Annotated in this window: 16 protein-coding genes; 3 read left to right on the forward strand and 13 right to left on the reverse strand. The window is 29.5% G+C overall.

Annotated features, from left to right (window positions below; genetic code table 11):
- Positions 1–71: 71 nt before the first annotated feature.
- Positions 72–932 carry a helix-turn-helix transcriptional regulator gene (locus ACX6CF_RS09890; RefSeq protein ID WP_458785164.1) on the reverse strand — a complete coding sequence of 287 codons (861 nt, stop codon included), beginning with the start codon at positions 930–932 and terminating at the stop codon, positions 72–74.
- Positions 933–1,059: 127 nt separating this feature from the next.
- On the opposite strand from ACX6CF_RS09890, the gene ACX6CF_RS09895 reads away from it, so the two are divergent.
- Complete coding sequence (locus tag ACX6CF_RS09895) at positions 1,060–2,532, forward strand: sulfatase family protein (RefSeq protein ID WP_458785165.1); 1,473 nt, start codon at positions 1,060–1,062, stop codon at positions 2,530–2,532.
- Between the two features lie 54 nt (positions 2,533–2,586).
- Here the strand turns inward: ACX6CF_RS09895 and ACX6CF_RS09900 are convergent, their stop codons facing one another.
- From ACX6CF_RS09900 to ACX6CF_RS09950, 11 genes are all read right to left on the reverse strand, one after another.
- Positions 2,587–4,086, reverse strand: coding sequence for an O-antigen ligase family protein (locus ACX6CF_RS09900; RefSeq protein ID WP_458785166.1), 1,500 nt, complete (start codon positions 4,084–4,086; stop codon positions 2,587–2,589).
- Positions 4,087–4,096: 10 nt separating this feature from the next.
- A complete protein-coding gene (locus ACX6CF_RS09905; RefSeq protein ID WP_458785167.1) occupies positions 4,097–4,594 on the reverse strand; it encodes a DUF4330 domain-containing protein in 498 nt (165 codons plus the stop codon).
- Positions 4,595–4,675: 81 nt separating this feature from the next.
- Complete coding sequence (locus ACX6CF_RS09910) at positions 4,676–5,131, reverse strand: DUF4330 family protein (RefSeq protein WP_458785168.1); 456 nt, start codon at positions 5,129–5,131, stop codon at positions 4,676–4,678.
- A gap of 250 nt (positions 5,132–5,381) precedes the next feature.
- Entirely contained in the window at positions 5,382–6,302 is a 921-nt protein-coding gene (locus tag ACX6CF_RS09915; protein ID WP_458785169.1) for a 4Fe-4S double cluster binding domain-containing protein, read from the reverse strand.
- A 57-nt stretch (positions 6,303–6,359) separates the two neighbouring features.
- Positions 6,360–8,288: a DUF6449 domain-containing protein gene (locus ACX6CF_RS09920; RefSeq protein ID WP_458785170.1), complete on the reverse strand. Its 1,929-nt coding sequence runs from the start codon at positions 8,286–8,288 to the stop codon at positions 6,360–6,362.
- Positions 8,263–9,162 carry an ABC transporter ATP-binding protein gene (locus tag ACX6CF_RS09925; protein WP_458785171.1) on the reverse strand — a complete coding sequence of 300 codons (900 nt, stop codon included), beginning with the start codon at positions 9,160–9,162 and terminating at the stop codon, positions 8,263–8,265. Before ACX6CF_RS09925 ends, ACX6CF_RS09920 begins: the two co-directional genes overlap by 26 nt.
- On the reverse strand, positions 9,159–9,548 hold the full coding sequence (locus tag ACX6CF_RS09930; protein ID WP_458785172.1) for a GntR family transcriptional regulator: 390 nt from the start codon (positions 9,546–9,548) through the stop codon (positions 9,159–9,161). Before ACX6CF_RS09930 ends, ACX6CF_RS09925 begins: the two co-directional genes overlap by 4 nt.
- A gap of 256 nt (positions 9,549–9,804) precedes the next feature.
- Complete coding sequence (locus tag ACX6CF_RS09935; protein ID WP_458785173.1) at positions 9,805–10,956, reverse strand: toxic anion resistance protein; 1,152 nt, start codon at positions 10,954–10,956, stop codon at positions 9,805–9,807.
- Positions 10,957–10,971: 15 nt separating this feature from the next.
- Positions 10,972–12,219: a 5-bromo-4-chloroindolyl phosphate hydrolysis family protein gene (locus tag ACX6CF_RS09940; protein ID WP_458785174.1), complete on the reverse strand. Its 1,248-nt coding sequence runs from the start codon at positions 12,217–12,219 to the stop codon at positions 10,972–10,974.
- Between the two features lie 250 nt (positions 12,220–12,469).
- Positions 12,470–13,723, reverse strand: coding sequence for a nuclear transport factor 2 family protein (locus ACX6CF_RS09945; protein WP_458785175.1), 1,254 nt, complete (start codon positions 13,721–13,723; stop codon positions 12,470–12,472).
- Positions 13,724–13,974: 251 nt separating this feature from the next.
- Positions 13,975–14,244, reverse strand: a complete 270-nt coding sequence (locus ACX6CF_RS09950; RefSeq protein ID WP_458785176.1) for a hypothetical protein — start codon at positions 14,242–14,244, stop codon at positions 13,975–13,977.
- A gap of 152 nt (positions 14,245–14,396) precedes the next feature.
- On the opposite strand from ACX6CF_RS09950, the gene ACX6CF_RS09955 reads away from it, so the two are divergent.
- Both ACX6CF_RS09955 and ACX6CF_RS09960 read left to right on the forward strand, forming a co-directional pair.
- Positions 14,397–14,660, forward strand: a complete 264-nt coding sequence (locus tag ACX6CF_RS09955) for a hypothetical protein (protein ID WP_458785177.1) — start codon at positions 14,397–14,399, stop codon at positions 14,658–14,660.
- 878 nt (positions 14,661–15,538) lie between these two features.
- Positions 15,539–15,676, forward strand: a complete 138-nt coding sequence (locus ACX6CF_RS09960; protein ID WP_458785184.1) for a SymE family type I addiction module toxin — start codon at positions 15,539–15,541, stop codon at positions 15,674–15,676.
- Positions 15,677–15,857: 181 nt separating this feature from the next.
- Here ACX6CF_RS09960 and ACX6CF_RS09965 read toward each other — a convergent pair whose 3' ends face one another.
- Positions 15,858–16,373, reverse strand: coding sequence for a hypothetical protein (locus tag ACX6CF_RS09965; protein WP_458785178.1), 516 nt, complete (start codon positions 16,371–16,373; stop codon positions 15,858–15,860).
- Positions 16,374–16,376 lie beyond the last annotated feature (3 nt).

Here is a 16,376-nt window from a genome sequence, read left to right on the forward strand (position 1 = left end):
GAGATGGATTTTGTTTAACTTACAAAATCCATCTCATTATTTTATTATCATATAAATTGAATATATATCACCTATGTTTTTACTGCTTGATTTCTATACTGAAGAGGAGTCATTCCATATCTTTTTTTGAATAATGTTATATAATATGTTGAATTATCATATCCACTCATTCTCGCTATCTTATGCACAGATACATTAGAATTCAATAGTAATTTTTTGGAGTAATTTAGTTTGCATTCATTAATATATTGCACAGGAGTTGTTTTCAAATGTTCTTTAAAAAGTTTGTATATAGACCTTTCACTTATAGCTAAGTCTTTACCCATTCTCTGTATAGTAAAATACTTATTCAAGTTACTATGTATGTAACTTAGTATAACCAATAAATCTTCATCCGTTACTTGTTCATGATTAGTATATAGGCTAGAGTTATTTTCATGATATAGTCCATAAAGTATTTCCATAAGTTTTGAAGAAAAGTAATAACTTGAATATTGCCTATTAAGCAATGACTCCTTGTATATATCCTCAAATATTTTTCTGTAATTAGCTTGGTTTGATTTATGATATATGGTTTTAATATTATTTACAAAAAGATTATTAATAATTCTATCCATTATGATACCCTGTTGATTCATTTCACTATTGTAATCATTATTTTCTCTTTTTAATGGTTCCAGTGAAAAACATAGTAATATACTCTCGTAAGGCATAAAAGATTGATTATGTTGATTAGGCTTTCTGAAAACTATTGTATCCCCTACTATCTTATATTCTTGATTATCCAGAACCATTTTACAATTACTATCATCCAGGAAATATACCAATTCATAGGATTTAGTTATCCTTTTTTCAAAAGCATGATTTGGTTGAAATTTTCTTCTATGTTGAGTGTAGTTAACAGATATCAAATAAGGTATGAAATCCAACAAATCATTCACCTCTTTGCATAATATTTAAGTTTTTATTCGCTTTTGTTTATTGTCCGTTCAGGTTTATAAGGATATTATATAATTATTATGTATAATTGTAAAGTTTTAATGACAAGGAGGAATTAATGTGAAAAAACCTAATATTGTTTATATATTAGCTGATGACATGGGTTATGGAGATGTATCTTACCTTAATGAAAGAGCTGCTTTTCAAACACCTAATTTTGATAAGATGTGTGAAGAAGGGCTTTATTTTACAGATGCACACGCCGCTTCATCTGTATGTACCCCCTCAAGATATAGTATTCTGACAGGGAGGTATTGCTGGAGAAGTACATTGAAGGAAGGGGTACTATTCGGTTATGATAAACCTATTCTTGAATCTAACCGTACAACAATATCCTCTTATCTTCAATCTAAAGGTTATAAAACAGCTTGTATCGGTAAATGGCATCTAGGGTTGGAATGGACATATAATGATTGTAATGATAAAGAGAGTATTGATTATGCAAAACCTTTAAAAGATACGCCTATCAATCATGGTTTTGATTATTTCTATGGTATTGCAGGTTCATTAGATATGGCACCTTATGTTTATATTGAAAATAAAAATGTAACAGCACTACCTGATAGGGAAGAAGGCTGTACCTCTATACAAGAAACATGTAAAATGAATCAAGCTTATAATAAGAAATTCTATAGAACAGGACCTACTGGTGCTGATTTTGTTCATGAAGATGTATTGCCTAATTTTACAGACAGAGTTCTTACTAAGCTTGAAGAATATAAAGACGAGTCTTTCTTTATTTATTTTCCACTTAATGCACCTCATACACCTATACTACCTACTAAAGAATTCCAAGGGAAATCCGGGACTAATGAATATGGTGATTTTGTTCTTATGTGTGATGATATAGTTGGAAAAATAAATGCAAAATTAAAAGAATTGAATCTTGAGGATAATACAATTGTTATCTTCACTAGTGATAATGGTTGTTCACCTGCGGCTGATTATAAAGAGTTAGCGCAATATGGACATAATCCAAGTTATATCTATCGTGGAGCAAAAGCGGATATTTATGAAGGTGGGCATCGTATACCTCTTATAGTTAAATGGCCAGAAACCATTCGTCCTAAAAGACAATGTGATGAACCTGTCTGCTTAATTGATTTTTTTGCAACTGTTTCAGATATCTTTGGTGATTCTTTAGATGATAACGTAGCGGAAGATAGTGTAAGCAATCTGCCTATTTGGAAAGAACAAAATGAATTTCCAGTTAGAGAAGCAATGGTTCATCATTCTATCAACGGTTCATTTTCTATTAGAAAAGGTAAATGGAAATTAGAAATGTGTCCTGACTCTGGAGGATGGAGCGATCCTAAACCAGGTACTACAGATGATAACTATCCTCCAATACAGTTATATAATCTTGATGAAGACATCAGAGAAAGATTTAACGTCTATGATAAACATGAGGATATAGTAAATGAGTTGAAGAGTCTTTTAATAAAATATATTGAAGATGGAAGAAGTACTGAAGGTAAAGTGTTGAAAAATGATGGTGAAGAAAGTTGGAAACAAATTAAGTGGGTTGATTAACCCACTTTTTTAAGAACATTGATTTAGTAGCCTCTTATGTTCTATTCTAAGTAATTATATTTGTTTGTTATTTTGTTCATTACATTTAAATAAGGATACGATAACTGCAACTAACGCCCAGAAATATACCACCATAAATGGTAACTCAAATATATTTTCTACAAAGTTTTGTATTAGAACACCACATAGTCCTGAAAAAATACCATACATAATAATCTTGTCTTTTTTAATTTTTGTACCAATGATATAACGATACAATCTATATATTGTAGATAGGATTAAGATAACAAAGGATCCAAATCCTATTATTCCAGATTCAGTCAGTGTTTTAAGATAATAACTATCCATATAGAAAGGTGTTAGATTATGATTGGTAGCAACTGCACCACCATATCTACCTATCCCCAACCCTAAGAATTTAGATTCTGACCACATTTTTATACTTGTATAGTAACGATATAACCTTCCACCATTCATAGATTTATTAGTATATTCAGGGGTAAATAAATAGCTTACCCTATTCCATAAAGCATCTATATTCAGTAGTAATAATAAAATCGCTGTTACTACCAAAAATATTAATCTTTTATTCATAAATATTATAAAAATCAATATAGCTATAAAAACTCCAAACCATGCGCCTCTTGAATAAGTAAATAGGATACTCATACTCATTGCTATGGTAAAAAATGCAGCGATAATTTTTTTTATTATATCTTCATTAGCGAAAATCATTGAAAAAGCTATTGGTATAAAAAGAACCAATAGACTTCCAAGTGCATTAGGACTTTTAGTAATAGAATATACCCTAGTAGTAATAGTTTCCGCACTATCTACCCAATTTCCTAGCATAGGGGCTTTAGTAATATATTGATAAATACCATGCACTCCTATGAGCCCGATACCTATTATAAAAATCCATACTGTTCTATAAATGACTTTTTTAGAATCTAATAGCTGTACCATAAGAAAGAACCATAACATATGCTGAACGACTGCTCTATATCCTTCTATTGCTATATTTATATCCGGGGAATTTATAAATGCTAGAATTAGATATATTAGTGCAAAGAATATAAGACCATAGTCTATGGATGATGATTTATATTTTTTATTATAAAATATCCTTCTACATATTAGCCATACTATAGTTATTATGAATATTGCTTCATCCCAGATACTGGCAACTACTGGAATTTTACTTCTTATTAATGTATCAATAAAAATGTACATAGCAATAATATAGGCAAAATTAAATTCTTTTATTAATCTTCCTAGTATACTCTGAGTAGTAATATTAATATATATTTTTGCTAGAACTTTTATGGTTTTACTCTTTTTACATATCATCCTTATATTATCATATTTCTTATCAAGGGATTTGTTTATAGGCGATAATATTTTACCAAAAATATTTTTGTGATATGTTTTTATGTAATTATTATATTTATGTGTAGCTGGCTTCATTATATAACTAAAAGAACAAGTATATATAATCTTTAATATGAGATTATATATAAAGCTATCGTATATTTTTCTTCTTATAATTTCCATATAATAGCTCCTATTCAATAACTTCTATATCTATTATTTTAGTTGACAAATCAGCTTTTTCTGTTGTTAAGAATAGATTACTTCCTACTACTAATTCTTGTTTACCCATTTTGATTATATTTCCATTTACATCTACTTGCACTTCTAAAACTATTCTTGCTTTTTTCTTATAAGGATGTGATCCAATAACTACATCACCATTATTATCTGCTAATGCAATTTCATCATCAACAATATTAATTTCTGTAATTTCCCCATCTAGATATTTTTTGTCTTCCGCTATCTTGTCACCAACTTCTAATGATTCAAAGTATTCTTCTCTGTAAGCATATGTTTCAACTGTTAATTCCACTTTTGCTTTATGATTGTTACCATTAAATACTTTAACGTTTCCTGATGATGCTCTATTTATTATACTAATTATAAGTAGTATTAGTAGTATAATGAATATAGTATCAACCAAATGTAGTTTTCCAAATAATTTACCTTGTTTATCTATTAATTTCATCTTATCGGATACTCCTTGTTAAATGAATATATTATAATTAGTACTTAAAAGTTGCGCTTACATATATCATCATATATTATTTTATAAAATGTTGACAACTTTTCCTAGTAATGTCATTTTATCTGTTTTAAACCAGAAATTAGTACTTGATTTTAATTCTTGTCCACCGATATCCATATATGGTCCATATCTATTAACATTTGCTTCAATAGTTATGATAACTCTCTTAAGTGTAGGATATTTTATAGCTTTTATCACTCCATCAACCGCTATAACTTCTTCATGGTCTACAACTTCTACTTTAGTGACTACAGCATCTTGATATATACCATTAGCCATCAATTTATCTTCTATAGCAATTTTATTACTTAATTCTGGCAGCACATTGTCACCTTCTACAATGAATGTTACTTTTTCTTTACCTATTTTAAAATTTTCTTCTTTGTCATCTTTTGTAAAATAAAAATAACTCCCTGCTATGACAACTATAAGTATAATGATTAATATTATATCCACCATGTTTATTTTTCTCTTCATCTTCCATACCTCATGACTCAACAATGTATTTTCATCTTATATATGCAGATTGTTGAATATTGTTATTATTTTTTGTAAATAGTCTTACTTTAATAAGTTTATAGTCTTTGTTGTTTTATGTCAATCTTTTTTATAATTTTTTGTTATTTGTTTGTTAATAAGAAATAATAAACAAAAGGTTCCAATCGTCCAAAAAGTAATACTCTCTCATATAAGATAAAAAAGGTAAATATCGTAGGATATTAACCTTTTAGTTTAATAGGATATTAAGATTTCTTGGTAGAGCAGCAAGATAATCAGCCATATTTAGTGCCATTATTTTTTGTCTCATTCTTCTAGATAATTGGTCAATCGGTTTTCTTTCAAGTAGTGATCTGGTTTCTTTTTCAGTAAATTCTATAGGCTGAATTTTATTATCGTCCATATATTTTTTGTTTACAGGACATATATCCTGACATCTAGAACATCCATATATACTATCATGTGAAGATTTGTCTACCCATTCTGGAAAATCCCATTTTGAATCAACTTCATTGTAATATGTAAGACATCTTTCAGTTTTTATCAAGAATCTATCCTCGACAATTGCCCCAGTTGGACAATTTTCCAAACAAGCTCTACAGCTTTTACAGATATCCATTTGAAACATTTCATGCCAAACATCATCTTCACAAGGAACATTAGAATAAAAAGGTACAAGATTAATGAAACTACCCAACCCTTCCACATAACATAGATTATTTCTACCATATTTACCTAATCCACTTCTTACAGCTAATAGATTTCTAGGTAATCTTGGAGCATATTTTATTTGATAATCCATAGGATTTAGAAAATCATTCAAATAATTTTCTATTCTAAGTGGTGCAGTAGTCATATCCATATACGTGGAAGGAATCTTTAATGGTACTTTCTCACCTTGCCAATTGAAGTTGACTGTTACTGATGAGGGACTTGGTGATGCAACTATAATAATTGAACGAATGGTAAAGTCAAGATTAGGTAAATTAATATCCTGAAAACCATTAACTATATTTTTTTGGAACTTGTCCAATAATCCGCTATCCATAGTATTTTTAGAATCTTGCTCGAGTCTCTTTAGATTCCTAGTAGGAAATATTTTTGATCTATCTCCATGTTTTTTTGCTTCTTGTTCAATTAATTGGATCATCACCACTCCCCCTACTCTTATCCCTCATGGACCAAGTGTGAAAAATTATCTCTGGCTCTAATGTTTGCGAATAAATTCTGGAGCACGTTCAGCACTTATACGAATCGTCTCTATATCATCAATTGATTTATACTTTATATATACAATCCTATCTTTTTTATCATCATATCTTTCATTGATGGTAACCATACTATTTAAAATTTGTTGTATTTTACCTTTGTCTGTAATATATATATAATTATACTCCCCAGTACGATTAAATATATTTTCTTCATCTTCAAAGCTATATGAAGTTGTTATCGCCATTTCACTGACATCTTCTGGTAAAATCACAATATCATCGTAATATCCTTTTTCTTTTAACCAAGATATTAATTTAGTATAATCACTTTTTAGTTGTACATCTAATGTAATATTATGTCCCTCTTTACTAGTTCCATAAAAACTGATTCTTGCTAGATTAATACTTTCTTTCATATTTTCATATGATTCATCTATTATTTCTTGCTTAGCTATTGATATAAATTCTTTTAATTCTTGTGGATCTTTTATTACAATATTCTCCTTAAGACTATCTGGATAAATATTGGCATTATATATATTTTCTTCATCATTTGTTAATAGAGCATAATGATTTTCCTTAAATTCTATTGATTCAAATAATGACTTATAATATTGGTCATACTTCTCTTCTTTATCTATTGAATATGTTCTTTTTATACTCTTCCCATTTTTTAATCTATATGAAATATTTACCTGTTCACCATCTGTTGGTCGTTCTTCAATTATTTTAGTATGAAGATCTATAATTGAGTTTATCATTTCTTGACTATCATACTCAGAGTAATAGGAATTCCAGAAAAATCTATGGCTATACACACAATTAAATTTTACACTTTGAACGTTTTCTGCTTCTGGAACTTGTTTTTCATAACCTAACAAATCAAATTTGAAACCAATTACTGCTACTATGATAACTAAACTGTATATAATGAGTCCTTTACATTTGCGAAATACATTAATCTGTTTTTGTAATAACATTTCAGATAGATAATATCCTATGACGGCTCCTACTAATCCACCTATAAGGAATCTCATTAAGGATTCATCAGGTCTGAACCAATAACAAAAAACAACACCTGCTCCAAGCATAAAACAAAAAGTCACACCATATTTGAATATTACTTTGAATATATCAAAACATATGATACTTGACACATTCTCAAGATTTCTTCTCTTGTATAAATATAGAGCAAATAGGTAGAATATTATGATATACATTACATAAGCTATACTACTTATATGCACTGCAACACTCATATTGCTCATATTGTTGATTATCAGTGGACACAAGAAATTAGCTTGTGAATAATAACTATTGGAAAATCCATAAACAACAATATTCAGGAAATATAAAACCATAATTATTAACCCTACAGGAAGTAATAAAAATATGTAAGAAAATACCAGTTGCCATATAGATCCCCCAACTATAACACCTATGAATGAACTAATAATGAAAATAGCTGATGATAACACAGCAGTTTTTAAAAGCCAGCTAATATAAAACATATTGCTAATAGGACACCCGACAATTGTATTTATTATAATCATTAATAATGTATTAAATAGTAATGGAACCAATAAGAGTATTAATCCTACTAGAATATGACTATTAAATATTTGTACTCTAGTATATGGATAGCTATGTATTATTGTATATGATCGCACTACTTGTAAGTAACGAAATAATAGTATAGCTACTAAAACTGGTATAGTAAGAAGTACAACATTAATGAAAAAATGATTGAACTCTAAAATGTTCATTATATAATTTGTACTATAATTTCCAGCTGAGTAACCCATCATAGAAGGTAATGTCATCATACAAAAGAGAACTATTGTATAAACAATACCAACCCACCCATAAGATCTCATATCATTATAGAACCATGTTTTACTAAAGAATGATGTCTTTGATTTCATAACCGACACCTCCCATTTCATATATGAATATTTCTTCTAATGTAAGAGGTAGAATGTCTAATATTGCTGGATTACTTTGTTCTATTATATTGATAGTTTTTTCTCTGTTACCTTTTAATATAAATAAGAAAATACTCCCTCTATTTTCTTTATGCAATATTTTAGCACCATCCAATATACTCTTATCAAATTCACCCTTGAATGCTACTTGTATTTTATACACATCCGATTTTAGATCATCCAATTCCTTTTCTATAAGCAATTTCCCTTGATACATTATACCCACTGTGTCACATATGTCCTCTAATTCCCTTAAGTTATGAGAAGATACTAGAACAGTCATTTGTCTTTCTGCTACATCTTGTACTACTAAATTCCATACTTTTTTTCTCATTACAGGATCTAATCCATCTACTGGTTCATCCAGTATCATGACTTCGGGCATATATGATATACATAACCAGAAGGCAACTTGTTTTTTCATTCCTTTAGATAGCTTATTTATTTTCTTGTTTTCATCTATCCTGAAAACCTCTTTAAGTTTTTCGTACCTTTCTTCATTCCATGTACTAAAAACTTCTCTATAGAATTTAGCCATTTTTTTGATAGTATATTGAGGAAAGAAATATAATTCATCGGGCACATAAGCTATTTTTTCTTTTATTTCATTATTCTCATAAACAAAGGTTTCTCTAATTCTGATTTGTCCTTTTTCTTGTTGATATACTCCAGTTAAGTGTTTTATAAGTGTTGTTTTACCCGCACCATTAGGTCCTACCAACCCATATATTGAACCTTTTTTTATATGCAAAGATATATCATCTAATGCTTTGGTACCATCAAAATTTTTACTTAAGTGTTCGACTTTGATCATTCTATCCCTCCCTTATCTATGGTTTTTCTATAGATATCGTCAATTATTTGTATAATAAATTTCTTGGGTATACCCACATAATTGGCTTCTTTCACTAATTCAGTTATTTTATTCAATAGTTCCACACTGTTTTTTTCCCCTGATTTATCATCTACTGGCATGACAAAGTTACCCCTTCCTCTTGCTGAGTAAATATAACCTAAATTTTCTAATTCTTTATAAGCTTTTTGAATTGTATTAGGATTAATCGTTAACTGGCTTGCAAGCTCCCTGACAGATGGAAGCTTTTCATCTGGTTGCAATATACCTGAAAATATCAATTCTTTTATATTGGTTACTAATTGTTCGTATATTGGTTCTCTGCTTCTTAAGTCAATGTGAATCAATTGCACACCTCCTTAGTGTATTAACTGTATTATATTATATAGTACAGTTGGTACAGTGTCAAGGTATTTTTTTATGTTCACTAATCTTCTTTGAATAAGGCATTTCCTAATATAAAAAGCTGTTCATAATCTGTAATTACAGAATTATAAACAGCTTCTTAATTTTATATTATACAATAAAATGAGATATAATATTTGAAATAGTAAAAAAGAGACTATGTTTTTCAGTAACGAAAACACAACCTCTGGGACTTTACTAACCTTTAATAGAAAGCAGTTTCTGCTTTAATTCATTTTCAATACGATTAAGTTCTATTTCTGCTTCTTTTCTCTTTTGACGACCTTCATTTTGAATATGCATTACCTCATCAAGAGTTGAAATCAAAGATTGATTGGTAGTGCGTAGAGTTTCAATATCTACAATTCCTCGTTCAGATTCCTTTGCAGTCTCAATGGTTGCCATCTTCAGTGTTTCGGCATTTTTCTTTAATAATTCATTAGTCATGTCAGTAACTTTCCTTTGAGCTTCTGCTGCCTGACCGGAATGTGCAACACCAAGAGCAAGCACCATCTGACTTTTCCAAAGTGGAATTGTATTTACTATAGTAGATTGGATCTTCTCAGCCATAAGAGTATCATTACCTTGCACCAAACGAATCTGAGGAGCCATCTGAATGGAAATCATTCTGGTTAATTCTAGATCATGTATTTTCTTTTCAAAACGATTACACATTGACATCATGTCATTTACCGCCTGTGCATCCTCTGGAAGTCCGCTTTTAGACGATTTTTCAACTAAAGCAGAAAGCTCTTCTGACTGAACCTTAGCAAGTTTCTTCCTCCCAGCTAGTATATACATAGAGAGTTCTTTGAAATATGTTTTATTCATCTCGTACATTTTATCCAACATAGCTACATCTTTTAATAACTGAATCTGATGACTTTCCAGTGTACGACAGATTTTATTAACATTTACTTCTGCTTTATTGTATTTTACTTTCATTGCATTTATTTTATTGGAAGACTTTTTAAAAATTCCAAATAGACCTTTTTGTTCTTCTGTGTCAAAGCTTTTTAATTCCAAAACAACACCTGAAAGCATCTCTCCTACTTCTCCCAAATCCTTTGTTTTAACATTATTAAGCGCTGTTTCGGAGAAATCTGCAATCTTTTTCTGAGCTCCTGCACCGTATTGGAGAATGAGATTCGTTTTGCCTAATTCAATCTTTTCAGAGAATTCTTCAACCATTTTTCTTTCTTCTTTAGTCAACATAGTTTCATCAAGTGCGGGATTTTCTTTATTTACCGGCTTAGATTCCTGCACCATTATATCTTGTGTATTATTTTCCTTCTCTACAGTTTCATCAAATAAAGCATCAAAAGTTAAAGTTGGTTCTTCATTACTCATTTTTCATCCTCCTAATTAATTAAAATCTTTTTCAGTTAACCCTTCTTGTTTTAACATAGTTTGTAATACAGATATATCCGTTGCTACATCCATTGCTACATCTTGAAATAAACTATCTAATAAATTCTCAAAAGCTAAATTAATGGTATCTAGCGTATTTTCAATTTCCATTTTTGCCGAACAAATATTTTCACCTTGAGAAGACTGCATATCCAATTCCCTATAAGCATTCAATAATTTCGCAGTAGTAGGAAGATAATAATCCATAAATTTTTGAATATCCGAAAGCTGTTCTGGATGGATTTCAACATAATTAAAAATTTTGCTAGTTACATTTTCCAGCTGATACAATTTTTTAGTTATTTCTATCCCTGAAATCACATCATTTGCTTCCCTAATCTGTCTAATATATGATTTACCTTCTTCTATTGACTTTATAAGTTCAGAATTCTTGATTTCGTCGTTATTTGCTTCTTTCGTTTTCTCTCTTGTCTGTTTTTCTTTCTCTGACTTCTCGGCTTTCATATTTTCCTGAAGCTTAAGGTACTGATCATAACTATCATTATTAAGCATAAAACAAGTTTTTTGGTCATCTATATGTCCTTCTGGAAACATACCTAAAGAAATCATTCTACGCAAATCTTTTATAATAAACCTTTTCCCTAGCCCAGTATAATTAGATAATTCCTTAATCATACAATAATTTTTATTTTTTGTATAGATAATATACTTATTAAATCGTTTTAATCTCTTTCTTATTGATCCACCTTTTCCTGTTAAAAATACGCTAACAATAAATAACGGTGTTAATCCCTTAAGAATCGTATAAAAAAGATTATTATCCAAAACATTTCCAAGTATACCCATTACAATCATAGCAATTCCAAACAATGCAATTCCAATACTGCCAAATACAGTAAATAATATCCCAGATATTCTTCCAACCGGCTTAACAAATTTCATATCCTTAGGAATATTTTTATTCTTATAAACTTGGCTTTCTTCACATGGTGGATTATTTGAATGGTGGTTATATCTATAATGCCTGTCCTTATTTCTTTCATTATAGATGTCCTTATTATCCCATTTGTTTCCATTCTTGCTATTATTATTGTACCCTATAGAACTTTTAATTTCATCTAAAGTATTGTTTACTGTATTTCCAATATCTTTATTTAATTGACTAAAATCTCTAGTGTTGACTGCTTTTTTAACACTATCTTTGATTTCATTTCCGATGCTTGAGAAGTTCCTTTTATCCATAATTTGCCTCCTCACAGATACTTGTTAAATCTACTTTTCTATTATATCGTATTACTATGTAATTTACAAACTAATCGAGATTTAGGATTGTGTTTATTCCTTTATATTATACATCTTTATTTTATAATTTCCATAAAAATATTTAACAACAAAATAGAAAATGTGGCATCAGATTTCTATTATAGGTTGTTCATAATTTTAATACTAAAACTATAAACAACCTACTCTATTAAATTTTTATTATATATTATTATGATTGCTTGTCTACATTATCATTGAGTAAAGGTATCATATCATAATTACCTTCTAATACATATAATGAAGGATAAGTGAATTGAACATTATGGAATCTCCAGATATCATCTACTTTTACAGCTACAGCGTCAAATCTAAATTCCCACATTGCTTCTTTTCCAAAAGATAGTTCTTTTAGAGCATATGCTATTTGTTTCTGTACTTGGAAAAGTTTGTCTTCACCTTTGCCTTCTTTTTGGAGTGTTTCTTTAATATTATTCCACTCTCTTTGAAGCAATTGTTCTGAAGTTGAACATTTTTTGAAGATACCAGTAGTGATAATGTTTGCTGTATCCCCTTCTTTATTAATTATTGATTCTTTGATATTAAGTTCCATGTCATCCCATTTTTCTCTTTGTATCTGAATCATTTTTTCTATATTATCCATACCTATAGCAACAGGAATTTCATTAGGATCAACTATATAAATATCTGCATATGTAACAAAGAGATTTTTAACAGTATCTAATATATCTGATTTTTTATTCAGATAATTCTCTTTTAAGGCATTTAGTAGCTCCCTAATACATTCACATGATTGATTATTATATTCATTGTTTAATTTACTCATTCTCTGTACTATTTGATTATAGTATTTTATGGAGTCTGTATTATCAGTATCTATTCTCCATTCAGGATAACTTGACATAGGTACCCAAAAATGTAATTTATTAATTAACCATCTATCATTTGTTCTAATTAAGGTACCTGATAACCTTATTGGAAAAGGAATGTTTTTTCCTTTATTGCATTGTGATGATTTAATAAGTAGTGCTAACTTTATATTTAACATTGCCATTTTTGAGAATTGCTTGTAATTGATATAACGTCCATTTTCTTGAAAATAGTCTGCTACTAAGTCTTCACACCATTCATCAAAATCATCTTCAGAATCCCAACTTAAAGCACAATCAGTTAAAAACCAAGCTGTATCACCTTTCGAGTTGATTTTTGCATTTTGATAGTTAATAACTAGATCTCCCCAATATTTCCAATCACTTTCAATTAATCCCTTACACTCTTCAAGTCCAATACACCATTCACTACGAGAAGTTCCTATAGTTATAATATTATCATCTTTTACAAATAAGTCATTTATGTAGTCATCTATATTGTCTATGTTTTTATCGGTATATCCTTTTTGGAATTTTTGCAATACACTTTTTACTTGTATTGTGGTTTCGTTATTAATTAATGATTGTGTTGCCATCTTAATACCTCCCATAAGCTTTAATAATAGTAGAAATTATAGAAGTTATTATTTTATCTATTATCAAAACTCATTTATTACTAGTTTACTAGTATATAATAACATTGTATCATAATTGTTTGGCTAGGATAAGATGAGCTTGGATAAGAATATAAATTAAATATTATTTTTTCTTATATATTATAAAATCATCAACCTAGTTCATAAGCTGATGATTTTATTGTTGTTAATCCTTTATAATATTTACTACTCTAATTAAATATTTGATGTTTCTTAAATAATTCTTCCAGATCTTCGCTTTCTAATGTATCCATTACAGTAATGCTAACATCATCTTTTGATATATGACTGTCTTCTAGATATTCGTCTAATAGATTTCTTTCCTTATCGCTGTTGTATAGTGTACATATAATGTTACCGTCTTTATCGTTGACAAAAATATAATTTTCGTTACTTAATACTTTTTCTAATCCTTCAGATATGGTATTAAATGATTCGATTAAATTATCTATTATATTCAAATTAAATCACTCCTAGTTCTCATTTGGATACTTGTATGGTATCTGTTTAGATTAGGATGTGTAATTTTTGTTGTAATATACTATATCAAGTAATATAAATCTATAGGCTAAGTCAATACTGCTATTCATTTTCTGATAAAGAACAGGTTGTTTTGTCTAAATTACTTTATAGTATGAAACTTATATATGAACTAGGCTTTACATTGATAGGATTAAATGGAATACTTTCTACATTTGTTTTGAGATGTGTATTTGATGGATATTGGCAATCCAAATATCTTATTCAGAATAACGAAGTAGAGAAATATAGAAAGTTTACATTAGATAGAATGAGATTGCATATTTTGAAGAGAACTGATAGAAGTGATATTACAAACATTGATGAATTGATTCGCGAAATAGACGGTGGCTTATGAGATCCTATTCCTATCCATGGAGACTATTTTGATAAGTCAGTAAGAGAGTATTCCATAGAATTAGTTATTATCTCATCTAGAGATGAATTTAGAACTGACATGGCAAAGAAATATAACGGCTAGGTTGGCGTAATTACTTCAGCTACCAATGTGTTGACAACATCCGACAGCTTAACCGAGTCAGTGTATTCATTAGCTCATGGAGCGAGTTTTTGGGACGTAAAAGATAGTCAGTAACTGTATTGCTCATGGTAAAGTCTCTTACATATAGGCATGCAGTAGCCCAGCTAGTCAAGCAAAAGCTTCGAAGGCTCTTTGTAAGCACCCTTGAGAGTAACCCGAGGATTTTTTCGCCCAATGACCCAAGTTCGGTTTTGTGAGGGGCTTCGTCAGTTGCTTGCGAGGTCGCTTCGTGAGCAATACCCGAGTGTACGTATGATTGGCACTAGCCTAGAAGGATAATAATTAACGGTGGTTGGGGTGGTGTTACACTTTGGCTAAAAGGGAGTAATCTTAGCTTTTATTGATTTGTGAGAAAAACCCTGAAAAGATTTTGGAGGGGGGGGAAGACCTTAAAAACACTTTGCAAGTTATTGACCCTAGATGTTTTTATTTTGGCTATTCATCATTTATTGGAAAATAAAAAGGTCGCCATATCCCGAAAGTGCTGAAACACTTTCAGGCATATGCAGGTACACAACTACCTACACATACAGCATACGCTGTTATAAGCAATCTTTATATAATTATAGATGATTCTACATCATTTAACAAGTGTAAATCAGAACTTTTTGTTTTCCTTTCAACTACTTTGAAAGAAGATTATTACATATGAATTTTCGAACTCTTACTGTTTCCAGTATTACTAATTATTAATAATTAAAAATGATTTTTCGACATATCCACTTATTAGACTTCAAGGGAAATGGCTTGAAAAACTAGGGTTTAACATTGGTGATAAGGTACAAGTTACTTGTGATAAGGAACAGTTAATTATTAAGATTAAGAAAGCTTAGGAGATGATACTTTATGGCAAGAATCAGTATGTCCCGAGTCATTACAATTAGGTGGTTGGTCTAAGGTTTGGGATATATCTAGGATAATGTCTAATTATTATCTATGTACTAGGTAAAGTTTTCTTTACCTAGTACATTTTTTCAATATTAAGATTTAAAACATCACATATATTCAAAAATATTACTTCAATAGGTTTAATTCATACTTACTAATCATATTTTTATTTGCTGGCAATAGCACATTTGGTCTCTTAATCCCCTTTCCATTAACTTCTATCCAAAAGCAAGTTTCACAACTTTTATAAATTATATTTTTATCCATATCTGTTAAGAGTCTTAAATTATCACTTTTGCACTGAGGACATATCTCCTCAGTTGTCATGGTTATTAAATCCCAAACAAGGTTAGATACTATTCTCCAAACGTCAGTAGTAGTTGCTGATTGTAATCGACAATAATTATTTGTTAGGCGTTCAAAATCATCTTTAGTACTTCCTACTACAAACATATTTGCGTGGACATTTTTAACAAATGTTAGAAATTCTTTATCCGCAACTTTACTTAATATATTCTCATTTTGTATTACAAATGCAATTAGATTTTCAAGAAGTTTATCAAGGTTATTATTACTAACATTATTAAGTATTTTCAAGCATTTCCCCCATAACAATTTTTCCTGATTATCTATATCTAACATAGT

The sequence above is a fragment of the Vallitalea sediminicola genome (genome assembly GCF_054408565.1).